This window comes from Ottowia beijingensis (genome assembly GCF_042680925.1).
GTDB lineage: Bacteria > Pseudomonadota > Gammaproteobacteria > Burkholderiales > Burkholderiaceae_C > Ottowia > Ottowia beijingensis.
Map to the genome: position 1 here is coordinate 53,625 of NZ_JBHUEP010000013.1, position 23,322 is coordinate 76,946.

A 23,322-nucleotide genomic window follows, 5' to 3' on the forward strand; every position below is an offset into this window, starting at 1 on the left:
TTCGTCACTTCCCAATCAACGCGGCCCGCACATCGGCGGGCCGGATCAGGATCATAGAGCGTCGAAGGCGCTCACATGTGCCCCGGCATCCACGTGGCGATCTGCGGGAAGAACCACAGCAGCAGCACCATCGCACACATCAGGAAGAAGAAGGGCATGGTGACGCGCGCAATGTAGGCGATGTCCTTGCCCGTCATGCCCTGCAGCACGAACAGGTTGAAGCCCACGGGCGGGGTGATCTGCGCCATCTCGACCACCACCACGACGAAGATACCGAACCAGATCAGGTCGATGCCGGCGGCCTGCACCGTGGGCAGCAGCACGCCCATGGTCAGCACGACGATGGAGATGCCGTCCATGAAGCAGCCCAGCACGATGAAGAACAGCGCGAGCGCGACGACCAGCACGAAGGGCGACAGGCCGAGGCCGCTGATGTATTCGGCCAGGTGGCGCGGCAGGCCGATGTAGCCCATCGACAGCGTGAGGAAAGCCGCGCCGGCCAGGATCAGCGCGATCATGCAGTACAGCCGCGTGGCGCCCATCAGCGAATCGCGGAAGGTCTGCCAGTTCAGGCTGCCCTGCACCAGCGACAGCAGCAGCGAACCCACCACGCCCACGGCGGCGGCTTCGGTGGCGGTGGCCACGCCGGTGTAGATGCTGCCCAGCACGGCGGCGATGAGGATCACCACCGGGATCAGGTGGCGCGACTCGTGCAGCCGCTCGCCCAGGCTCATCACGCGGTCGGGGCGCGGCACCTTGCCGGGGTTCATCAGCGCCCACGCCATCAGGTAACCCGAGAACAGCGCCGCCAGCAGAATGCCCGGCAGCACGCCGGCGATGAACAGCTTGGCGATCGACACGTCGGCCGCCACGCCGTAGACGATCATGATGATCGAGGGCGGAATCAGCAGGCCCAGCGTGCCGGCGCCGGCCAGCGAGCCGATGGTGATGCCTTCGGGGTAGCCGCGCTTGCCCAGCTCGGGCAGGCTCATCTTGCCGATGGTGGCGCAGGTGGCCGCCGACGAGCCCGACACCGCCGCGAAGATGGCGCAGCCGATCACATTGGTTTGCAGCAGGCGCCCCGGCAGCCAGGTGACCCACGGCGCCAGGCCACGGAACATGCTCTCGCTGAGCCGGGTGCGAAACAGGATTTCGCCCATCCACACGAACAGCGGCAGGGCCGTGAGCGTCCACGACGAGGCCGAGCCCCAGATGGTGACGGCCATGGCATCGCCCGCGGGGCGCGCCGAAAACAGCTGCATGCCGATCCAGGCCACGCCGGTGAGCGTGAGGCCGATCCACACGCCGCTGCCCAGCAGGGCGAACAGCGACAGGATCAGCAGCGCGGTGATGCCGAAGTCACTCATTGTGCAGCGCCTCCTCGGCCGTCGATTCGTGGCTGCGCCGGCCCAGGATTTCCAGCACCCATTCGTCGACGAAGGCGATGAACAGAACCACCGTGCCGACCGCCATCGACAGCTGCGGAATCCACAGCGGCGTGGCGTCGTTGGACGTGGACATGTCGTTGAACAGGTGCGACTGCCACACCAGCCGGCAGGCGTAGAAGGCGAACAGGCCGGCCAGCAGCACGGCCGCCGACAGCGACAAGAGCTCCAGCGCACGCCGCGCACCGCCCCGCAGGCGGCCGATGACGAGCGTGACGCGGATGTGTTCGCCCTTCTTCAAGGTGTGCGCCAGCGCCAGAAAGCCCGCCGCCGCCATGCTGTAGCCGGCGTAGGCGTCGCTGCCCGGCAGGTGAAAGTTCAGCAGGCGGCCGAGGATGGAATTCAGCACCATGACCAGCACGCCGATCATGGACAGCGCCGCCAGCCAGGCCGTGGCGTCGTAGAGGAAATCAAGACTTCGGCGCATCGGGTATTCCCTTTCCTCTGTTCAGTTAAAAGCTCTTCATTCTCAATCACGGTGAGACTGCCGTTGCGGCTGCAGCTATCAACCAAGGCCGATTTGCGGGCAGCGGAATGCTTTGCAACGCGTGCGCGACAGCGTACTCGAGTCTGGGCAAGTCGTTGACGATGGTGTGCCACTGGTTGATCGACTGGTTTCGGACCAAGTGTTGTAGCTTCCGCGCGACGCACATTTCAGCCAGCGAATGCGCGAGCGTACAGCCAGAACTCATGGGTGAACGAAGCGCAGTTGGAAACTGAAGTTGTGGGGCGGGGGAACGAATCGGCAGGCTAAGCTCCCGCTGCATCGACATTGATTTGAAGACGCGGGAGGGAGTGGGATGTCAGAGCCTTGGGCCCATTCGGGCGGACATTTGTTGGCCGAGCACTTGCAGGGCGTGGCGGGCGCGGCGGCCGAATTTGCGCAGGCCCTGGGGCCGGCATCAGCGCCTTGGGCCGAGCTGGCGGGTCGCTGGCACGACCTGGGCAAATACCGCCCCGGCTTTCAGCGGTACGTGCGGCAGGCCGAGGATGCGCATATCGAGCACCGAGTGGCGGGGCGCGAGAAAACGCATTCCGCTGCTGGCGCTCTGTGGGCGATGCAGCAACTCAACCAGTCCAAGCTGCCCTACGGCCATGTGCTGGCGTATCTGATTGCGGGACACCATGCGGGCTTGGGTGATTGGGACGAGGATTTGCGGCCCCGCCTGGCCTCGACCGACAGCGCGCAGGAACTGGCCGAGGCCCTGGCTGCGCAGCCGCCCGCAGCAGTTCTGGCAACGGATGGCTGGGTGCCCACGTTGCAGGGCATACCTGGCGGAGGCGAGGGCTTTGCGCTGTGGCTGCGCATGTTGTTCTCTTGCCTGGTCGATGCCGACTTTCTCGACACCGAGGCGCATTTCGACGCTGGCAAGCCCGAGCGGCGCGGCGGATTTCCCGCGCTGGCGCAGATGCACGCCACGCTGGCCGATTGGATGGCGGCGCGGCCCGTGGCGGCGACACCCGTCAACGCTCTGCGTGCCGACATCCTGCGCCAATGCCGTGCCAAGGCTGCGTTGGCTCCGGGCTTTTTTTCGCTCACCGTGCCCACGGGCGGCGGCAAGACGCTCTCCAGCCTGGCCTTTGCGCTCGAACATGCGTTGGCCCACGGCCAGCGGCGCGTGATCTACGCCATCCCCTACACCAGCATCATCGAGCAGACGGCAGACGTGTTCCGCAGCGTGTTTGCCGCTTTGGGCGATGAAGTGCTGGTAGAGCATCACAGCCAGGCCGAATCCGCACCCGAAAGCGAAACCGCGCGCAGCCGCCTGGCCTGTGAGAACTGGGATGCGTCGCTCATCGTCACCACCAATGTGCAGCTCTTCGAGTCGCTGTTTGCCGCCAAGACCTCGCGCTGCCGCAAGCTGCACCGCATCGCTGGCAGCGTCATCGTGCTGGATGAGGCGCAGCAGCTGCCGCCGGCGTTCTTGCAGCCGATTCTGGATGTGCTGAACCTGCTCGTGCGCCACTACGGCGTAACGGTGCTGCTGTGCACAGCCACGCAACCGGCGCTGGCCAGCACGGCGTATTTCGACGCCAGCAAGAACTTGCGCGGCCTGAACAACGTGTGCGAAATCATCGACGCCCCCGATGCTTTGTTCACGGCCCTGAACCGGGTGCGTGTGGAACTGCCTCAGGACTGGAACGCGCCCACGCCATGGGAAGACCTGGCCGCGCAGTTGAGCGCTGAAGATTGTGTGCTCGCCATCGTCAGCACGCGCAAGGCCGCACGCACCCTGCATACCCTGATGCCGCCGGGCACGCTGCACCTGTCGGCGCTGATGTGCGCCGCGCACCGCCAGGCCGTCATCACCCACATCAAGGAGCGGCTGCGGGCCAAGCGCGAAGGGCGCGACCTGCAGCCGCTGCGCGTGGTCAGCACCCAGCTGGTCGAGGCCGGGGTGGACATGGATTTTCCCGTGGTCTATCGCGCCTTGGCCGGGCTCGATTCCATCGCCCAGGCGGCAGGGCGCTGCAACCGCGAAGGGCTGCTGGCGGACAAGGGCCGCGTGGTGGTCTTCGTGCCGCCCGAGCCGCCGCCCAAAGGAACCTTGCTCAAGGCGGCGCAGGCCTGCGTGAGCACGCTGCAAGGGCAGCAGGCCGACCCGCTGGCGCGGCCGCTGTTCGAGCGCTATTTCCGCGAGTTCTATTACAGCCAGGCGTTGGATGCGCGCGGCATCGTGGGCAAACTCAAGGTCAATCCAGCTACGTTGGCGGTGCAGTTTCGCAGTGCCGCCGAGGCCTTTCGGCTGATCGACGATGCAGACAGCGCCAGCGTGGTCGTGCGCTACGCCGCGCAGCACGACAAGATCGAAAAACTGCTGCGCACCCTGCAAGCCGAAGGCCCACAGCGCTGGCTGATGCGCAAGCTGCAGCGCTACACCGTCAGTATCCCGAAACGAATGGCCGATAGATTGCACCAGCAAGGCAGCCTCTACCTGCCCATGCTTGGGCTGTACGCGCAGGTGGATGCGCACAACCTGTATGACGGCGTGCTCGGTCTGCTCGATGACGACGCGATCTATAACCCCGGCGGCTTTGCCATTTGAGAAAGAACACAGGAGGAGAACCCCCACCATGTCCCGCTTTTGCCTGCAAGTCGCTGGTCCCTTGGCCTGCTTCACGCGCCCGGAGATGAAGGTCGAGCGCGTGTCCTATGAGGTCATGACGCCGTCCGCCGCGCGCGCCGTGTTCGAGTCCATCTTGTGGAAGCCGCAAATCCGCTGGCGCGTGCAATGCATCGAGGTACTGCACCCTATCCGCTGGATGAATCTGCGGCGCAATGAGGTCAGCGCCGTGGTCTCCACGCGCAATGTGCAGCAGGCTATGGCGGCGGGCGGCGGCAACTTGGGGCTGTATATCGAGGATGAGCGTCAACAGCGCGCGGGCCTATTGCTGCGCGACGTGGCTTACCGCATTCACGCCGATTTGGAACTGACCGAGCGCAGCACCGATCCGCTGGCCAAGTACACCGAAATGTTCGCCCGCCGCGCACGCAAGGGCCGGTGCGTGAACCAGCCCTACCTGGGCTGCCGCGAATTTGCTGCGGACTTTCGGCTGGTGGAGGACGGTGAAGCGGTCATCCCGCCAATCACCGAAACCCGCCCTTTGGGCTGGATGCTGCACGACCTGGATTTCAGCAACCCTATCGATCCTCAACCGCGTTTCTTTGACGCCAAGCTGGAGGCGGGCCGGGTACAGGTGCCGCCTTTTTCGGAGACACGCGGATGATCTTGCAAGCGCTCAACGACTATTACCGTCGCAAGTGCGACGACCCCGACCCGGCGCAGCGCCTGCCTGATTTTGGAATTGAAACCAAGGAAATTCCCTTCATCCTGGATCTCAGCGCCGAGGGTGATCTGCTGCAAATCCGCGATACGCGCGAGCCGCAGGGCAAGAGGAAAGTGGCGCAGGCGTTTCGTGTGCCCATGGGGGTAAAGAAGACCTCGGGCGTGGCGGCCAATCTGCTGTGGGACACGCTGGAATATGTGCTGGGCGTGGACACCAAGGGCAAGCCCGAGCGTGTGGCCGAGCAGCACGCCGCCTTCCGCGCGCGCATCGCGGCCCTGCCCGCCACGGCCCAGGCCGATGCGGGCGCGATGGCCGTGCAGCGGTTTTTGCAGCGTTTTGACCCCAGCGCGCTGCAAAGCCACCCCGCCTGGGCCGAGATGCTGGAAGCCAATCCGCTCCTGAGTTTTCGCCTGCACGGCGATGTGGAGTTGGTCTGCCAGCGTCCCGCTGTGGTGCAGGCGGCACTGAACACGGCCACCGATGACGACGCGCCCCAGGCCATGTGCCTGGTGACGGGCGCTGTGGCACCGGTGGAGCGGCTGCACGCCGCCATCAAAGGCGTGTGGGGCGCGCAGACCTCAGGGGCGAATATCGTCTCGTTCAACGCCCGTGCCTTCGAGTCCTACGGCAAGACCGAGCGCCAGGGCGAAAACGCCCCCGTCGGCCGCGCCGCCGCCTTTGCCTACACCACGGCCCTGAACCACCTGCTGCGCAAGGATTCGCGCCAGCGCATCCAGGTGGGCGATGCGTCCACGGTGTTCTGGGCCGAGCGGGATTCTGACTTTGAAACCGCGCTGGCCGACATTTTTGGCGACCCGCCCAAGGACGATCCTGATCGAGGAAAAGAAGCTGTCCATGCGCTGCTGGGCGCCATCCACAGCGGCAAACTTGCTGGTCCAGAGGGCGAGACGCGCTTTCATGTGCTGGGCCTGGCGCCCAACGCCGCGCGCATCAGCGTGCGCTTCTATCACTGCCTGCCGCTGCGCGATCTGGGGCGGCGCATCGCCCAACATTTTCATGACCTGGCGCTGGTACGCGGGCCGCACGATGCGCCGTACCCCTCGCTGTTTCGCCTGCTCACCGCCGTGGCGCTGCAGGGCAAGGCCGACAACATCCCGCCCAGCCTGGGCGGCGCCATCGTCGATGCCGTGCTGGGCGGTGAAAACACCCCCTACCCGCGCCTGTGGCTCAACGCCGCCGTGGGCCGCTGCCGCGCCGAGCAGCAGGTGACGTATGCGCGCGCCGCCGCCCTCAAGGCTTGCCTGAACCGCCAGATCCGTTTGCACCCCCGTGAAGAAAAGGAATTTTTGCCCATGCTCGACCCCGACAACACCCACCCCGCCTACCGGCTGGGGCGGCTTTTCGCCGTGCTGGAAAAAGCCCAGGAAGAAGCCAGCCCGGGGCTCAATGCCACCATCCGCGACCGCTACTACGGCGCGGCGTCCAGCACCCCGGTGGCGGTGTTCACCACCTTGTTGCGGCTGAAGAACGCGCACCTGAAAAAGCTCAGCCCCGGTCGTGCGCAGTGGTTTGAAAAGCTGTTGGGCGAGGTGTTGGCCCCCGTTGCCGACTTCCCCGCGCACCTGACCCTACCCAATCAGGGCCGCTTTGCCCTGGGCTACTACCACCAGCGCCAGGATTTCTTCAGCAAGAAACCCGACACCCCCACCAACGACCCCACCCCAGGAGATGCGGCATGAGCCTGAACCAACGCTACGACTTCGTCCTCGTTTTCGAGGTGCAAGACGGCAACCCTAATGGCGACCCCGATGCGGGCAATATGCCGCGCCTGGATGCCGAGACCGGCCACGGCCTGGTGACCGATGTGGCGCTCAAGCGCAAGGTGCGCAACTTTGTCGGTTTGGTGAAAGACCAAGCCGAACGCGTGCCCGAGCCGGGCGAGAAGCGCTTTGAGATCTACGTGCGTGAAAAAGCCATCCTGAACCAGCAGCACGAGCGCGCCTATTCGGCATTGAATCTGGCTCCAGCCCAGGAGGAGAAAGCGCAAGAAGCTCTTGAATTGGGAGCGGATGACGGTAAAAAGAAAAAAACTGCTAAAGACAAACGCAAGGGTAGCGCCGACGAAGTGAGCTTGGCGCGCCAGTGGATGTGCCAGAACTTCTTTGACGTACGCACCTTCGGCGCGGTGATGTCCACAGGCATCAACTGCGGCCAGGTACGCGGCCCAGTGCAACTGACCTTTGCGCGCTCGGTTGAACCCATCGTCGCGCTGGAGCATTCCATCACCCGCATGGCCGTGGCCACCGAGGCCGAGGCCGAAAAGCAGCAAGGTGACAACCGCACCATGGGCCGCAAACACACCGTGCCCTACGGGGTGTATGTGGCGCATGGCTTTGTCTCGTCCTTCCTGGCCAAGCAGACCGGCTTTGGCTCAGACGACCTGGAATTGCTGTGGCAGGCGCTGTCTCAAATGTTCGAGCATGACCGCAGCGCCGCCCGGGGGCAGATGGCCACGCGCGGGCTTTACGTTTTTGCCCACGACAGTGAACTGGGTAACGCCCCGGCGCACGCGCTGTTCGAGCGTCTGACGGTCACGCCGCGTGCGGCCGATCAGGTGGCGCGCAGCTTTGATGCCTACAACGTGGCCTTTGATGGCGAGGGGCTCGCTGTCGGGGCTGAAGTACAAGCCGCACCGGGAGTCAAGCTGCGCCGCGTTTGCTGAAGGGGCGGTCATGAAAATCCTGCCCACCCAATTCGATGGTGCAGCCATCCGTCGCGTGTACGACCAGGAGACGGGCACTTGGTGGTTTTCCGTCATCGACATCGTGCAGATCCTGACGGACTCCAACAATGCTCGCCGCTACTGGTCCGACCTCAAGCGCAAGCTGGTGCAGGAGGCGGGTTCAGAGCAACCGTACGCTGAAATCGTACAGTTGAAATTGCCTTCGGCGGACGGCAAGCAGCGTGAGACCGACTGCGCCAGCGCGCAAACCCTTTTGCGTCTGGTGCAATCCATCCCCAGCCCCAAGGCCGAGCCCATCAAGCTGTGGCTGGCCAAGGTGGGCTACGAGCGGATGCAGGAAATCGCCGACCCGGCCCAGGCGCTCGACCGCGCGCGCCAGACCTGGCAGCAGCTCGGCCGCAGCGACAAGTGGATCCAGCAGCGCATGACCGGGCAGGAAACGCGCAACAAGCTCACCGATTACTGGAGTGAGCACGGCGTGCAGCAGGGGCGCGAGTACGCCATCCTCACCAACCTGATTCACCAGGAATGGGCGGGCCTGTCGGTGGCCGAGCACAAGACGAAGAAGGGTCTGCAAAGCCAGAACCTGCGCGACCACATGAGCGAGGCCGAGCTCATCTTCACCGCCCTGGCCGAGCTTTCCACGCGCCAGATCGCCGAGCGGCAGGACGCCACCGGCCTGCAGGAGAACAAGGGCGCCGCCCAGGCCGGTGGCCGTATCGCCCGCCAGGCGCGCCAGCAGCTGGAAGCGCAAACGGGGCAATCGGTGATCACCGGCGCCAACTATCTGCCGCCTGCTGCTGATAGCGCAGCACCGCAGCTCCAGCCGCCCAAGGCGAAATCCGCCCGTGCACCAACAAAAAAAACATAGTGGCTTGCCCAATGTCCACGCCCGTTAGCGTCGAATTGGATCCTATCCCCCTGTCTGCCCTGCAGCACTGGGCCTACTGCCCGCGCCATTGCGGCCTGATCCATTTGGAGCAGGCGTTTGACGACAACCTGCACACCCTGCGTGGCCAGGCCGTACATGCGCGGGCCGATCAGCCCGGCGTGCAAAGCGCCAAGGGCGTGCGCGTGGAGCGGGCCCTGCCGCTGTGGCATGACGCACTGGGGCTGATCGGCAAATCCGACGTGGTCGAGTTCTTGCCAGACGGCACGCCCTACCCTGTGGAATACAAGTACGGTAGCCGCCACAAGGCGCCGGCCATTGCCGCCTGCGACGACCTGCAGCTGGCCGCGCAGGCGCTGTGTCTGGAGTTCATGACCGGCAAGGCCGTGCCCGAGGGCGCGCTGTACTACGCCAGCTCACGCCGTCGCCGCGTGGTGCCCATCACCGCAGCCCTGCGCCAGGACGTAGAAGACACCGCACAGGCCGTGCGTCGCATGCTGGCCAGCGGGGTTTTTCCCCCGCCTCTGACTGGCGACGCCGCGCAGCAGCGCTGCAAAGGCTGCTCACTGCAAGAGCGCTGCCAGCCGCAGGCGACAGCGGCGCTTCTGGCCGCAGCGCGGCGCAGCCTGTTCGACCCCGAGGCCTGACGCCCGCCATGCAACTGCTCAACACCCTCTACGTCACCCTGCCGGACGCCTGGCTGCGTCTGGACAACGACACCCTGCGCATCGAGGTCGAGCGCGAAACACGGCTGCGTGTGCCGCTGCACCACCTCACCGCCGTGGTCTGCTTTGGCCACGTCGGCCTGTCCGCGCCCCTCATGCACCGTCTGCCCGACGAGGGTATCGCCCTGGTGCTGCTGGACGCCAACGGACGCTTCAAGGCGCGGCTTGAAGGCGCCGTGAGCGGCAATGTGCTGCTGCGTCAGGCGCAGTTTGCGCGCGGCGCGGATGCGGCCTTCACACTCGACATGGCGCGCAGTTTTGTCGCCGGCAAGATCAAAAACACCCGCCAGGTCTTGCAGCGCGGCGCCCGCGAAGCCAAGTCCGAGGACGAGGCAGGGGTGCTGGCCCGCCTGGCCGACGACTTGGCCGCCAGTCTGCGCGCCTTGCCGGAATCCACAACGCTGGATGCCGTGCGCGGCGTGGAAGGCGAGGCTGCGCGCCAGTATTTCAGCGGCCTGCCCTTGCTGCTTCGCCCGGATCAGCGCGAGCACTTCTCCATGCAAGGCCGTACCCGCCGCCCGCCGCGCGACCGCTTCAACGCCCTGCTGTCCTTTTTGTACGCCATGTGGATGAACGACTGTCGCAGCGCCCTGGAGGCCGCCGGGCTCGACCCGCAAGTGGGCTTTTTGCACGCCCTGCGCCCGGGGCGCGCCGCGCTGGCGCTGGACGTGATGGAGGAATTCCGCCCCTGGGCCGATCGCCTGGCGCTCACCCTCATCAACCGAGGGCAGGTTCAGGCCGATGATTTTGATCTGCGCGAAGGCGGCGGTGTGACCCTGCAGGGCGACGCTCGCAAGGCCGTGGTGGTCGCCTACCAGGAGCGCAAAAAGGACGAAATCACCCATCCACTGCTCGCGCAAAGCCTTCCCCTGGGTCTGGTGCCGCTGGTGCAGGCTCGGCTGCTGGCCCGGGCGCTGCGCGACGACGCCATGCCCTATCTGCCCTTCGTGCCCAAGTAAAAGAAAACGCCATGCTGGTGCTGGTCTGCTACGACGTGAACACCGAAACCAGCGCCGGTCGGCGCCGCCTGCGCCGCGTGGCCAAGGTGTGCGAGAGCACGGGGCAGCGGGTGCAAAAGTCCGTCTTTGAATGCCAGGTGGACGTGGCGCAATTCGAGACTCTGGAGCGCCGGTTGCTGGCGGAAATCAATCCCGATCAGGACTGTTTGCGCCTGTACCGCATGCCGCAAACCCGGGGCTTTGAAGTGCTGGAGCATGGCAGCTTCAAGGCCGTGGATTTTGATGGGCCGCTGGTGCTGTAGGGCATGGGTGCCATGCTATCGTGAGCGCCGCGAACCTGAAGTGATGGCGTTGCATCAGGCAGGTTCGCGCGCTTCGTAAGGTATTGTTGCCAAATGGTTTTTCTTTTTCACATGCGATCTTTGTCTGTCCCTTTGATGGGGCGGCGGGAGTTCGCGCTCGATAAGGGAAAAGTGACGAGTTGGCAATGCCTTGGCAACGAGGTGCATCGCCCGCCAGCAATGGCGGGCGCGGATTGAAACATCGCATCGCCGGCTTTCTGCGCTTCGGTCTTTGGCATCGCCCGCCAGCAATGGCGGGCGCGGATTGAAACTCGCCGCGAGATGGCCGAATTGAAGGCGCGCAGGCCCGCATCGCCCGCCAGCAATGGCGGGCGCGGATTGAAACAAAATCAGGCTCTACCACCGTGGCGCAAGTGCCGAGCATCGCCCGCCAGCAATGGCGGGCGCGGATTGAAACGCCCTGCCGCTAACGCAGCTCCTACCGGGCTGGAGCATCGCCCGCCAGCAATGGCGGGCGCGGATTGAAACCGGTGAGCGTGCGGCACAGGCTGGATGGGTGATCGGCATCGCCCGCCAGCAATGGCGGGCGCGGATTGAAACATTTCCACCCCGTAGGCTTCGGCCGCGCGTGCCAGGCATCGCCCGCCAGCAATGGCGGGCGCGGATTGAAACATCCGCAGCCTGCTGCGCACCAGCCGCTACCAGCGCATCGCCCGCCAGCAATGGCGGGCGCGGATTGAAACATAGGCGACGGCGTTGTAGCGCAGGCTGGAAGTCAGCATCGCCCGCCAGCAATGGCGGGCGCGGATTGAAACGCTAACGGTGCCGGAAGGCGTCGATTCTGCACAGCATCGCCCGCCAGCAATGGCGGGCGCGGATTGAAACTTCTTGCTGGTGACCTCGCGCCGGTAGCGGTCGAGCATCGCCCGCCAGCAATGGCGGGCGCGGATTGAAACAACGTCACCCCACAGTTCCCCCCGCCCTTGAACAGGCATCGCCCGCCAGCAATGGCGGGCGCGGATTGAAACGACGTGCTGACAGTCAAGACCCTGCTTGGCCTGCGCATCGCCCGCCAGCAATGGCGGGCGCGGATTGAAACTAAGCGTGCATAGTCAAGCAAAAAAATATACCCGGCATCGCCCGCCAGCAATGGCGGGCGCGGATTGAAACTCCAAGGGGGCGCCGCAGGAGGCCGCCGGCGCCGGCATCGCCCGCCAGCAATGGCGGGCGCGGATTGAAACTGGATCGTGACTGGAATGCGCAGCGTGAGCGCCGTGCATCGCCCGCCAGCAATGGCGGGCGCGGATTGAAACAGTGCCCTTTACGAAACAGTGGTGGTGCCGGCCTGGCATCGCCCGCCAGCAATGGCGGGCGCGGATTGAAACTTCGCGCCGCGCGCGTGGTCGGCGCTGGCCTGGACGCATCGCCCGCCAGCAATGGCGGGCGCGGATTGAAACACCAGCAACGCCACGTTCGACCTGGGCACGGGCCTGCATCGCCCGCCAGCAATGGCGGGCGCGGATTGAAACGATAGCAACGTCGAGAGAGGCGCAAGAGGATCAGGCATCGCCCGCCAGCAATGGCGGGCGCGGATTGAAACGAAAAGATCGGGCTGGGCAACATTGATCTATCGAGCATCGCCCGCCAGCAATGGCGGGCGCGGATTGAAACCACTGTGACTCCCCGGTTTCGCAGCGTGCGCATCGCATCGCCCGCCAGCAATGGCGGGCGCGGATTGAAACAGGATCTCGATGCCGCGCGTGCCGGTGCCGAACATGCATCGCCCGCCAGCAATGGCGGGCGCGGATTGAAACCTCGCGTCCTACCCCCCCATCAACACGGGCGTCGGGCATCGCCCGCCAGCAATGGCGGGCGCGGATTGAAACCACTGTGACTCCCCGGTTTCGCAGCGTGCGCATCGCATCGCCCGCCAGCAATGGCGGGCGCGGATTGAAACCCACAGGGGAATGATTAACGCTCACCGCCGCCCCGCATCGCCCGCCAGCAATGGCGGGCGCGGATTGAAACAGGATCTCGATGCCGCGCGTGCCGGTGCCGAACATGCATCGCCCGCCAGCAATGGCGGGCGCGGATTGAAACCCTCTGTGAACTGCATTTTCGTAGCAGTTCGGTGCATCGCCCGCCAGCAATGGCGGGCGCGGATTGAAACTCACCCTGCCGGCGCTCGGGCTGACGGTCACCCAAGCATCGCCCGCCAGCAATGGCGGGCGCGGATTGAAACGCCTACAACGTCGGCGTGAAGGGCATGGCCGGCTGCATCGCCCGCCAGCAATGGCGGGCGCGGATTGAAACATGACGCGCAGGAGGGCACGCCATGAGCACCCTCGCATCGCCCGCCAGCAATGGCGGGCGCGGATTGAAACTCGATCTCAGAGAAGCGCTGATCCGCGACCGCGCCGCATCGCCCGCCAGCAATGGCGGGCGCGGATTGAAACTGCATTGGGCAACACACTGCGGGCATGCAGCCGCGCATCGCCCGCCAGCAATGGCGGGCGCGGATTGAAACAGTACCGCGTGACCGGGGAGGGCGTCGATTTCACGCATCGCCCGCCAGCAATGGCGGGCGCGGATTGAAACCTCGGGTGGTGCTGTGATGGCCGCGCCCGAATTTGCATCGCCCGCCAGCAATGGCGGGCGCGGATTGAAATACGCCGACCACGGCTCGCTAGTGGTACGAGCGCGGCATCGCCCGCCAAGATTGAAGTCCAACCAACAGACCAGTATCTTGGTGCGCTTCCAACGAAAAAGCCCCTGGAGGCGAGCTCGGAGGGCGACCGATGTGGCGCAGGGGCTACTTGCCCGCGCGGTAGGCGTCCACCACCGCCTTGCCCTCGGGCCCGGCCTTGTCCAGCCATTCCTTCAGCATGGTCTCGCCCACCTTCTGCATGTCGGCCTTGAGCTGGGCCGAGGGCGGGTAGACCGTCATGCCGTTCTTCTTCAGCAGATCGAGGTACTCGCCCGTCTTGCGCTCGCTGGCGGTCCAGCCGCGCTGCTCGGCCTCGGCGGCGGCTTTCAGCAGGCCGTCCTGCGTTGCCTTGTCGAGTGCGTCGAAGGCCTTCTTGTTGGCGATGACGGCGTTTTTGGGCAACCAGGCCTGCGTGTCGGCAAAGAATTTCAGGTGCTCGTAGGTCTTGGTGTCGTAGCCGGTGGAGCCGCTGCTCATGTAGCTCTCGACCACGCCGGTGGCCATGGCCTGCGACAGCTCGGCCTGCTGCACGGTCACCGGCTGCGCGCCCACCAGTTCGCCGATGCGCGCCGTGGCGGGGCTGTAGGCGCGCCACTTGATGCCCTTCATGTCAGCGGCGCTGGCCACCTGCTTCTTGGTGAAGATGCCTTGCGGCGGCCAGGCCACCGCGTACAGCAGCACCATGCCCTGCTCGCCCAGCTTCTTCTGCAGGGTAGCCTTGCTGGCCTGGTACAGCTTGAAGGAGTCGGCGTAGCTGGTGGCCAGGAAGGGGATGCCGTCGATGCCCCACAGCGGCCACTCGTTCTGGAAGTTGACCAGCAGGATTTCGCCCGCCTGCGCCTGCCCACCCTGCACCGCGCGCTTGATCTCGGGCGCCTTGAACAGCGAGGCGTTGTCGTGCACCTGGATTTTCAGCTTGCCGCCGGTGGCGGCGTCCACGTCCTTGACGAACTGCGCCAGGTTCTCGGTGTGCATGTTGCTGGCCGGGTAGGCGCTGGGCAGATCCCACTTGGTCTGCGCGCCGGCCGACACGGCCAGGCCGGCGAGCAGCGCGCCCGACAGGGCGTGGAGGGTGCGTCGAGTGAGTTTCATGGGTGCTTTCCTGAATGGGTGGAAACCCCCAAGCATGGCGCATGCCAGCAGCGCCGCCAACGGGGAAAACCTGAATCAGCCCACAGCGCCGCCGCCATGGACTGCCCAGCAGGAGGGCTTGAATTGCAGGGATGCCCGGAGGGCCGCGCCCGCTTCCGCGGCCAGTCCGCGTACCATGTCGGGGCCGTGCGACCAGGCCGTGCGGGCAGCCACGCCCTGCTAAAGGGTGCTTTTATTTTAATAGCTGCTCGCGCTGGCCCAGCAAGCGCTGCAGGCCATTTTTACTTGTAAATTGCGATGCCGAACAAGACCTACTCCTCTCCCCGCTGGCAGTTCTGGATCGACCGCGGCGGCACCTTCACCGATATCGTGGCGCGCCGGCCCGACGGCGGCATCGTCACCCACAAGCTGCTGTCGGAAAACCCCGAGCAGTACAAGGACGCCGCGGTGGCCGGCATCCGCCATTTGCTGGGGCTGGCGCCGGGTGCGCCGATCACGCCGCTGCAGGTCGAATGCGTGAAGATGGGCACCACGGTGGCCACCAACGCACTGCTGGAGCGCAAGGGCGAGCCGACGCTGCTGGTCACCACGCGCGGCTTCCGCGACGGCCTGCGCATCGCCTACCAGAACCGTCCGCGCCTGTTCGACCGCCACATCGTGCTGCCCGAGCTGCTGTACAGCGCCGTGGTCGAGGCGCAGGAGCGCGTGGATGCCCATGGCGACGTGATTCAGCCGCTGGACGAATCGCTATTGAAAGAAGAGCTGCTCGCGCAGTATCGGAAAGGCCTGCGCAGCGTGGCCATCGTGTTCATGCACGGTTACCGCCACAGCGCGCACGAGCAGGCGGCGGCGCGCATTGCGCGCGAGGTCGGCTTCACGCAGATCAGCACCAGCCACGAAACCAGCCCGATGATGAAATTCGTCAGCCGCGGCGACACCACGGTGGTCGATGCCTACCTGTCACCCATCCTGCGCCGCTACGTCGAGCAGGTGGCGGCCGAGATGCCGGGGGTGAAGCTGTTCTTCATGCAGTCGTCAGGTGGCTTGACGGACGCGATGGCCTTCCAGGGCAAGGACGCGATTCTCAGCGGTCCGGCGGGCGGCATTGTCGGTATGGCCCGCACGGCCGAGATCGCCGGCCAGCCCAAGGTCATCGGCTTCGACATGGGCGGCACCAGCACCGACGTGAGCCACTACGCGGGCCAGTTCGAGCGCGAGTTCGAAACCCAGGTGGCCGGGGTGCGCATGCGCGCGCCCATGATGAGCATCCACACGGTGGCGGCGGGCGGGGGCTCGATCCTGCAGTTCGACGGCGCGCGCTTTCGCGTCGGCCCCGAGAGCGCGGGCGCCAACCCCGGCCCGGCGAGCTACCGGCGCGGCGGCCCGCTGGCGCTGACCGATGCCAACGTGATGGTCGGCAAGGTGCAGCCGGCGCACTTTCCCAAGGTGTTCGGCCCCGCCGCCGACCAGGCGCTGGACGCCGACGTGGTGCGCGACAAGTTTGCCGACATCGCCCGCCCCACAGGCCGACTGCCCGAGGACGTGGCGCACGGCTTCATCCAGATCGCCGTGCAGCAGATGGCCAACGCCATCAAGAAGATCAGCGTGGCGCGCGGCTACGACGTGACGCGCTACACGCTGCAGTGCTTCGGCGGTGCCGGCGGCCAGCACGCCTGCGGCGTGGCCGACGCGCTGGGCATGACGCGCGTGCTGGTGCATCCGCTGGCGGGCGTGCTGTCGGCCTACGGCATGGGCCTGGCCGACCAGAACGTGATGCGCGAGACGGCGGTGGAACTGCCCCTGGCGCTCGACCACATCGCCCCCATGCGCGACACGCTGGGCGAACTGGCGCTGGCCGCGCACGAGGAGCTGGCGCGCCAGGAAGTCAGCCGCGGCGACATCCGCGTGCACCGGCGCGCGCACGTGCGCTACGAAGGCACCGACTCGGCGCTGATCGTGCCGTTTCCGAACCTGCACGGCGGCCACGAGATGGGCGGAATGGGCGACGAGCAGGTGCTGCACGAGCTCACGCGCGCGTTCGAGGCCGCTTACCGTCAGCGCTTCGCCTTCCTGATGGAGGGCAAGGCGATGATCGTCGAGGCGGTGTCGGTCGAGGCGGTGATCGCCGGCGATGCGCCCTCGGAGGCGCGGCACCCGCTGCACGAGCCGCGCTCCGTGCCGCAGCGCGACACGGTGCGCATCTACACCGCCGGGCTGGATGGCCAGGCCGCTTGGCACGACGCCGCGCTGATCGTGCGCGAGGACCTGCGCCCCGGCGATGCCATCGACGGCCCGGCCATCATCGCCGAGCAGAACGCCACCACGGTGGTGGAGCCCGGCTGGCGTGCCAGCCTGACGACGTTCGACCACATCCTGCTGGAGCGCACGGCGCCGCGCGCCGTCACCTACGCCGCCGGCACCACGGTGGACCCGGTGCTGCTGGAAGTGTTCAACAACCTGTTCATGAACATCGCCGAGCAGATGGGACTGCAGCTGCAGAACACGGCGTACTCCGTCAACATCAAGGAGCGGCTGGACTTCAGCTGCGCGCTGTTCGATGCCGAGGGCAACCTGATCGCCAACGCGCCGCACATGCCGGTGCACCTGGGCTCGATGGGCGAGAGCATCAAGACCGTGATTGCGCGCAACGCGGGCAGCATGCAGCCCGGCGATGTGTACGTGCTGAACGACCCGTACCACGGCGGCACGCACCTGCCGGATATCACTGTCATCACGCCGGTGTACCTGCAGGAGCACCAGCAACCGATCTTCTACGTCGGCTCACGCGGCCACCATGCGGATGTGGGTGGCATCTCGCCCGGCTCGATGCCGCCGTTCTCCACCCGCATCGAGGAGGAAGGCGTGCAGATCGACAACGTCAAGCTGGTCGATCAGGGCCACCTGCGTGAAAGGGAAATGCTGGACCTGCTGGCCAGCGGCGAATACCCCAGCCGCAACCCGCAGCAGAACATGGCCGACCTGAAGGCACAGATCGCCGCCAACGAGAAGGGCGTGCAGGAGCTGCGCAAGATGGTCGAGCAGTTCGGCCTGGACGTGGTGCAGGCCTACATGCGCCACGTGCAGGACAACGCCGAGGAAAGCGTGCGCCGCGCCATCACCAAGCTGGCCGCGCGCATGCAGGGCGGGCAGTTCACCCTGCCGCTGGACAACGGCGCGCAGATCCAGGTGGCCGTCACCATCGACGGCACGGCGCGCAGTGCCAGGGTGGATTTCACCGGCACCTCGCCGCAGCAGGCCAACAACTTCAACGCGCCCACGGCGGTGTGCATGGCGGCGGTGCTGTATGTGTTCCGCATGCTGGTCGATGACGACATCCCGCTCAACGCCGGCTGCCTGAAGCCGATCGAGGTGGTCATCCCCGAAGGCTGCATGCTGCGGCCCAGTCCGCCGGCCAGCGTGGTGGCGGGCAACGTCGAAACCTCGACCTGCATCACCAACGCCATCATCGGCGCACTGGGCCTGATGGGCGCCAGCCAGTGCACGGTGAACAACTTCACCTTCGGCAACGACCGCTACCAGTACTACGAGACCATCTCGGGCGGCTCGGGCGCCGGGGGCCTGTTCGACGACAACGGCCAGCTGGTGGGCGGCTTCCCGGGTACCAGCGTGGTGCAGACGCACATGACCAACTCGCGCATGACCGACCCCGAGGTGCTGGAATGGCGCTTCCCCGTGCGGTTGGAAAGCTATGAGATCCGCAGCGACTCAGGTGGCCAGGGCCAGTGGAATGGCGGCAACGGTGGCGTGCGGCGCCTGCGCTTCCTGCAGCCGATGACCGCCAGCATCCTCAGCAACGGCCGCGTGCGTGGCGCCTTCGGCATGGCGGGTGGTGGCGAGGGCGCCACCGGCATCAACCGCGTGGTGCGCGCCGACGGCACGCAGGAAGAGCTGCAGCACATCGGCAGCGCCGAGATGCAGCCGGGGGACATCTTCGAGATCCACACGCCGGGTGGCGGCGGGTTCGGCGCCGCCTGATGGCGGCCGCCTCGCCGGTTCAGGCCGCCGGCAGATCGAACACCAGGCAGGTGGTGGTGGCGTGCGCGTACAGCGTGCCGTCCGGCCCCACCAGCCGCGCCTCGGCCGTGGCCAGCTGGCGCCCGCAGTGGATCACCTGGCCCTCGGCGCGCACGCGCGGCACCTTGGGCGTGAGGGCCTTCACCAGGTTCACGCCCAGCTCTGCCGTGGTGTAGGCGCGCCCGGCCGGCATCAGGGTGTGCACGGCGCAGCCCAGCGCCGAATCCAGCAGCGTGGCAAACCAGCCGCCGTGCACCGTGCCCATGGGGTTGAGCAACTGCGGCCCCGGCGTGCCCTGGAACACCGCGCGGCCCTTGCCGACCTCGACCATCACGAAGTCGAGCGTTTTGGCAATCGCCGCGTAGGGCAGCGTGCCGTCCAGCACGCCCTGCATCAGCTCCAGCCCCGTCAGGCCGGCGATCTGGTCCATGCGCGCCACGCCGGGGCCGGGACCTTTTTCGAGGCGTTCGAGAATCGCCTTTTCATCGGCAAGCCATTGGTCGAGATGGTTCTGGGTCATGGTTCGTCTCGGGTTTCCCTGTGGCACATGATGCACAGGCTTCAAGTCGACGTCAGTCGCGCGCGCAACTCGGTTTTCAACACCTTGCCGTAGTTGTTCTTCGGCAGCGCGCTCACGAAGATATAGCGTTTGGGGCGCTTGAAGCGGGCGATCTCGGCCAGGCAATGCGCGTCGAGCGCGGCCTCCGTCACGTCCGCACCGGCCTGTAGCACGACGAAGGCGACGACGTTCTCGCCCCATTCGGCATCCGGCTCGCCCACCACCGCCACCTCTGCCACGCCGGGGGCGTGCAGCAGCGTCTCTTCCACCTCGCGCGGGTAGATGTTGCTGCCGCCGCTGATGATCAGGTCCTTGCTGCGGTCCTTCAGGGTCAGGTAGCCGTCGGCGTCGAGCGCGCCCATGTCGCCGGTGAACAGCCAGCCGTCCTTCACGGCCACGGCCGTGGCTTCCGGGTTGGCCCAGTAGCCGGCCATCACGCTGTCGCCTTTGACCACGATCTCGCCGATCTCGCCCAGCGGCAGGTCGCGCCCTTCGGCATCGGTCACGCGCACGCGCACGGGCGTCTGCGCCACGCCGATGCTGGCGATGCGGGCCAGGTAACGGGGGTGGGCGGAGTTCGCCAGGTCGGCGCGCGACAGCACGGTGCCGACCATCGGCGTTTCGCCCTGGCCGTAGATCTGCACGAAGCGCGGACCCATCACGCGCAGGGCGCGCTGGATGTCGGCCACGTACATCGGCGCGCCGCCGTAGACGATGGTCTTGAAGCTCTGTGCGCAGTCGGCGGGCGACAGGGCCTGCTGCTCGGCCTCGTCCACCAGCCGCCCGACGATGGTGGGCGCGGCGAACAGCGACAGCGGCCCAATGGCACGCCCGAGCGCGAACAGCTCGGCCGGATCGACCCCGCCCGAGGCCGGCACCACGTGGCGCGCGCCGGCCATCAGGTGCGGGATGGCGTAGATGCCGGCACCGTGCGAGATGGGTGCGGCGTAAACGATGGCGTCGCCCTGCGCCACTGGATCGACATCGACGTGGTAGCCCAGACCCATGGTCATCAGGTTGCGGTGCGTCAGCATCACGCCCTTGGGGCGGCCGGTGGTGCCGCTGGTGTAGAACAGCCAGGCGGTGTCGCCCAGGTCGCGCTCGGCCAGGGGCACGGCGAAGGGATCGGGCACGGGCGCGAGCAGGGCGGCGGCTTCGTCGCTTTCCAGGTCGATCTGGCGCTCGATGCGGGCCAGCGGCTCGGGCGCCACGTCGCTGGTGACGAAAGTCCAGCGCGCGCCGCAGTTGGCGGCGATCCATTCCACCTCGCGCGGGTGCAGCTTGGCGTTGACCGGCACGGCCACCAGCCCGGCCCACCACAGGCCCCACAGCACCTCCAGGTAGCGCGGGTGGTTGCGTGCGAACAGCAGCACGCGGTCGCCCGGCTGCAGGCCTGCTTCACGCAGGCGGCTGGCCAGCCCCGCACTGCGCGCGGCCCACTGCCCGTGCGTGGCATGCAGCGCCGCGCCTTCAAGGATGGCGGGCGAATCGGGGCGCTGGCGCGCCTGGCGCAGCAGCAGGTGGGCCAGGGTCATGGGTGTCTCCTCGTTCCGTACGGTGATGTGCTTGCCGATTTTGGGTAAAAACGGCCTTCAGCGCTTGTACAGCAAGCGACAGCAGCTATCAATAAAGAAGCGACCGCGGTCGCTGGCGTCAGATCGGGAATGGCCCGTCGAACGCCTGCACGTGGCTGAAGTGGCAGGCGATGCCGTCCTCGGGCGTCCAGCGGTACAGGCCGATCATGGGCGGCTCCAGCCGCACGGCCAGCGGTGCGTTGGGGTTCAGGTCCAGCTCGATCTGGTGCGAGGTGGAGGGCGCCACCACCACCGGCGCGCCACCCAGCGCGCCCAGGATGGGGCGGTGCATGTGGCCGGCGGCCACCAGCTGCACCTGGCCATGCGCGGCGATCAGGCGCGCCAGCTCGGCGCGGCCGTGGCGCAGGCCGCAGTCGTCCATCGCCGCCATGCCGGTCAGCATGGGCGGGTGGTGCATGAAGATCAACACCGGCTGGCCGGCCAGCGATTGCAGCGTGGTCGCCAGCCAGTCGAGCTGGGCGCTGCCCAGTTCGCCGTGCGGCTGGCCGGGCACCACGGTATCCAGGCCGATGAAGTGCAGGCCACCATGCTCGGCCTTCACGCACACCAGCCCGGGCGGCAGGTTGTCGGGCGCGGGCATCCAGTCGGCCAGGTGCTGGCGGGCGCGCAGCGGCAAATCGTGGTTGCCGCCCACGGCCAGCACGCGCGGCTGGTGGTGGCGGTGGCCGGGCAGTTCCTCGTCGAACAGCCGGCGCAGCGTCTGGTAATCGGCATCGGCGCCCGATTCGGTCAGGTCGCCGCTGAGCAGCAGCACATCGGCCGGCGTGCCCAGCCCGCGCACATGCGCCAGCGCGCGGCGCAGCGCCGCGGCCGGCTCGATGCGGCCGACCAGCCCGCCGGGGTCGAGACCCAGGTGGGCGTCGGTGAGGTGGGCGATCAACATGACGAGCGAATTGTCATCGGCTTGCAGGCAGCGGCGTGGGGTGGCCGGGGCGCCGGTGCGCAATAGTTGCGCCCCATCGCGGAAATCGGCACGCCACGCCGATGCCAGTGTGAATGATCAGGTCGGCACCGTGTAGTTCAGCGCCATGCGCCCGCCGTCCACCATGATGATCTCGCCGGTGATGTAACTTGATGCATCGCTGGCCAGGAAGGCCACCACGTCGGCGATCTCGCTCGGCTCGCCCAGGCGCTTGAGCGGCGTGCGCATCATGATCTTGTTCTTCGCTTCCTCGCTGGTCAGCACCGCCTTGGCGGCCAGCTCGGTGGCGATGGTGCCGGGGCCGACGGCGTTGACGCGCACGCCCCGGTCGGCCAGCGCCAGCGCCATGGCGCGCGTGAGCTGGTTGATGCCGCCCTTGCTGACGTTGTAGCTGGCGATGTTGGGAATCGCCAGCACGCTGTTCACGCTGCTCATGTTGACAATGCTGCCGCGCCCGGCCCTGGCCATCTCGCGCCCCACGGCCTGCGCGACGAGAAACGAGCCCTTCAGGTTGACGCGCAGCACGGCGTCGAAGTCTTCCTCGGTCACGTCGAGGAAGTCGGCGGCGCGGAAGATGCCGGCGTTGTTCACCAGCACGTCGATGCGGCCGTGCGCCTGCATCACCTCGGCCACCAGCGCGTCGACCTGGGCCTTGTCGCCCACGTCGCAGTGCACGTAGCGCGCCTGCAGTTCAGCGGCCAGTGCGCGGCCGCGCTCATCGGCCAGGTCGGCGATGACGACCTGTGCGCCTTCCTGCGCGAAGCGGCGCGCACAGGCTTCGCCAATGCCCTGCGAACCGCCGGTGACGATGGCGACGCGGCCCTGCAGGCCGAAGCGGATGGCGGTGGAAGATGCGGTCATGGGGCTCCTCGGTTTTCATGAACAAAATGGCCGCCAGCGCCCGCTAGTAGGGCGCGAGCAGCTATCAACAGCATAGTAAACGATCATGGCGCGCCGCCGCCTTGTTCCAGGTGCCGGGCCAGCGCCTCGTGGCCGGCGCGGCGCGCGTGCTCGATGGCGCTCACGCCCTGGCGGTCGGTGCGGCGCGCATCGGCACCGGCGCCCACCAGCAGGCGGGCCATGCCCACGTCGCCGCGCCGCGCGGCCAGCATCAGCGCCGTGCGGCCGCTGGCGTCGCTGGCGTTCACCGGCGCGCCGCGTTGCAGCGCGTCGCGCGCGGCGGCGATCTGCCCTTGCGTCGCCGCGGCCAGCAGGCGCTGTGCCGGCGTCAGCGCCGGGGCGCGGGCTGCGGCCTGCGGCGCGGGCGCGGCATCGGCGGGGTCGGCCGCCATGTCCATGGCGGAGCCGGGCCGCTGCAGGCCGGGGAAGGCGCGGGGCGCAGTGGCTGGCGCGGTGGGCGCGCGGTCATGTTCATACGCCACGTCGGGCGCCGCGAACTCGCCGCCGGGGCCGGGGCGGCGGGCGGCATCGCGCGTGGGCGGCGGGGCGGCCGCATCAGGTGCCGGCGGTGCGGCGGTGGGCGCGGTCGGGGCCGGTTCCTGCGTGGCGGCGGCGGCGGGCGCACGGCGCGGGGTGGGTGCGTCTGCGGGGGCGCTGCGGCGCGTGGCGGCGCGGTCGTCGCGGGCGGGTGCCGGGGGC

Annotated in this window: 17 protein-coding genes and 1 CRISPR repeat array; of the genes, 9 read left to right on the forward strand and 8 right to left on the reverse strand. The window is 67.1% G+C overall.

The genetic code is table 11. The features are described from left to right. Positions 1–71 precede the first annotated feature (71 nt). Positions 72–1,367 (reverse strand): TRAP transporter large permease, encoded by a 1,296-nt coding sequence (locus tag ACFSCU_RS17440; RefSeq protein WP_377561259.1) that lies wholly within the window; start codon positions 1,365–1,367, stop codon positions 72–74. Beyond that, positions 1,360–1,872, reverse strand: coding sequence for a TRAP transporter small permease (locus ACFSCU_RS17445; protein WP_180549621.1), 513 nt, complete (start codon positions 1,870–1,872; stop codon positions 1,360–1,362). Before ACFSCU_RS17445 ends, ACFSCU_RS17440 begins: the two co-directional genes overlap by 8 nt. A 409-nt stretch (positions 1,873–2,281) precedes the next feature. On the opposite strand from ACFSCU_RS17445, the gene ACFSCU_RS17450 reads away from it, so the two are divergent. Genes ACFSCU_RS17450 through cas2 form a run of 8 tightly spaced genes read left to right on the forward strand, consistent with a single transcriptional unit; the run spans position 2,282 to position 10,813 of the window. Next, on the forward strand, positions 2,282–4,492 hold the full coding sequence (locus ACFSCU_RS17450; RefSeq protein WP_377561260.1) for a CRISPR-associated endonuclease Cas3'': 2,211 nt from the start codon (positions 2,282–2,284) through the stop codon (positions 4,490–4,492). Positions 4,493–4,520: 28 nt separating this feature from the next. After that, the gene (gene cas5c, locus ACFSCU_RS17455) at positions 4,521–5,174 is read left to right on the forward strand and encodes a type I-C CRISPR-associated protein Cas5c (RefSeq protein WP_180549620.1); all 654 of its coding nucleotides are present in this window, start codon (positions 4,521–4,523) and stop codon (positions 5,172–5,174) included. Continuing rightward, positions 5,171–6,934, forward strand: coding sequence for a type I-C CRISPR-associated protein Cas8c/Csd1 (gene cas8c / locus ACFSCU_RS17460; protein ID WP_377561261.1), 1,764 nt, complete (start codon positions 5,171–5,173; stop codon positions 6,932–6,934). Before cas5c ends, cas8c begins: the two co-directional genes overlap by 4 nt. Next, positions 6,931–7,917, forward strand: coding sequence for a type I-C CRISPR-associated protein Cas7/Csd2 (gene cas7c / locus ACFSCU_RS17465; protein ID WP_377561262.1), 987 nt, complete (start codon positions 6,931–6,933; stop codon positions 7,915–7,917). Before cas8c ends, cas7c begins: the two co-directional genes overlap by 4 nt. 10 nt (positions 7,918–7,927) lie before the next feature. Then, a complete protein-coding gene (locus ACFSCU_RS17470; protein ID WP_377561263.1) occupies positions 7,928–8,809 on the forward strand; it encodes a BRO-N domain-containing protein in 882 nt (293 codons plus the stop codon). 11 nt (positions 8,810–8,820) lie between these two features. Further along, complete coding sequence (gene cas4 / locus ACFSCU_RS17475) at positions 8,821–9,474, forward strand: CRISPR-associated protein Cas4 (protein ID WP_377561264.1); 654 nt, start codon at positions 8,821–8,823, stop codon at positions 9,472–9,474. 8 nt (positions 9,475–9,482) lie between these two features. Further along, the gene (cas1c, locus tag ACFSCU_RS17480) at positions 9,483–10,511 is read left to right on the forward strand and encodes a type I-C CRISPR-associated endonuclease Cas1c (RefSeq protein ID WP_377561265.1); all 1,029 of its coding nucleotides are present in this window, start codon (positions 9,483–9,485) and stop codon (positions 10,509–10,511) included. Positions 10,512–10,522: 11 nt separating this feature from the next. Beyond that, complete coding sequence (cas2, locus tag ACFSCU_RS17485; RefSeq protein ID WP_180549618.1) at positions 10,523–10,813, forward strand: CRISPR-associated endonuclease Cas2; 291 nt, start codon at positions 10,523–10,525, stop codon at positions 10,811–10,813. Positions 10,814–11,016: 203 nt separating this feature from the next. Beyond that, positions 11,017–13,482: direct repeats of the CRISPR family, unit length 37 nt; unit sequence GCATCGCCCGCCAGCAATGGCGGGCGCGGATTGAAAC. Positions 13,483–13,625: 143 nt separating this feature from the next. Here cas2 and ACFSCU_RS17490 read toward each other — a convergent pair. Then, positions 13,626–14,612: a TRAP transporter substrate-binding protein gene (locus tag ACFSCU_RS17490; RefSeq protein ID WP_377561266.1), complete on the reverse strand. Its 987-nt coding sequence runs from the start codon at positions 14,610–14,612 to the stop codon at positions 13,626–13,628. A 297-nt stretch (positions 14,613–14,909) separates the two neighbouring features. Here ACFSCU_RS17490 and ACFSCU_RS17495 point away from each other — a divergent pair, with 297 nt between their 5' ends. Further along, positions 14,910–18,608, forward strand: coding sequence for a hydantoinase B/oxoprolinase family protein (locus ACFSCU_RS17495; protein WP_377561267.1), 3,699 nt, complete (start codon positions 14,910–14,912; stop codon positions 18,606–18,608). 19 nt (positions 18,609–18,627) lie between these two features. Here the strand turns inward: ACFSCU_RS17495 and ACFSCU_RS17500 are convergent, their stop codons facing one another. The 5 genes from ACFSCU_RS17500 to ACFSCU_RS17520 all read right to left on the reverse strand — a co-directional run. Continuing rightward, positions 18,628–19,167, reverse strand: a complete 540-nt coding sequence (locus ACFSCU_RS17500) for a PaaI family thioesterase (protein WP_180549617.1) — start codon at positions 19,165–19,167, stop codon at positions 18,628–18,630. A gap of 41 nt (positions 19,168–19,208) precedes the next feature. Further along, positions 19,209–20,741 (reverse strand): class I adenylate-forming enzyme family protein, encoded by a 1,533-nt coding sequence (locus ACFSCU_RS17505; RefSeq protein ID WP_377561268.1) that lies wholly within the window; start codon positions 20,739–20,741, stop codon positions 19,209–19,211. A 118-nt stretch (positions 20,742–20,859) separates the two neighbouring features. Then, positions 20,860–21,684 carry a metallophosphoesterase gene (locus tag ACFSCU_RS17510; protein ID WP_180549616.1) on the reverse strand — a complete coding sequence of 275 codons (825 nt, stop codon included), beginning with the start codon at positions 21,682–21,684 and terminating at the stop codon, positions 20,860–20,862. Between the two features lie 117 nt (positions 21,685–21,801). Then, the gene (locus ACFSCU_RS17515; protein ID WP_180549615.1) at positions 21,802–22,584 is read right to left on the reverse strand and encodes an SDR family NAD(P)-dependent oxidoreductase; all 783 of its coding nucleotides are present in this window, start codon (positions 22,582–22,584) and stop codon (positions 21,802–21,804) included. A gap of 83 nt (positions 22,585–22,667) precedes the next feature. Beyond that, a partial coding sequence (locus ACFSCU_RS17520) for an ankyrin repeat domain-containing protein (RefSeq protein ID WP_377561269.1) occupies positions 22,668–23,322 on the reverse strand: 655 nt, incomplete at its 5' end.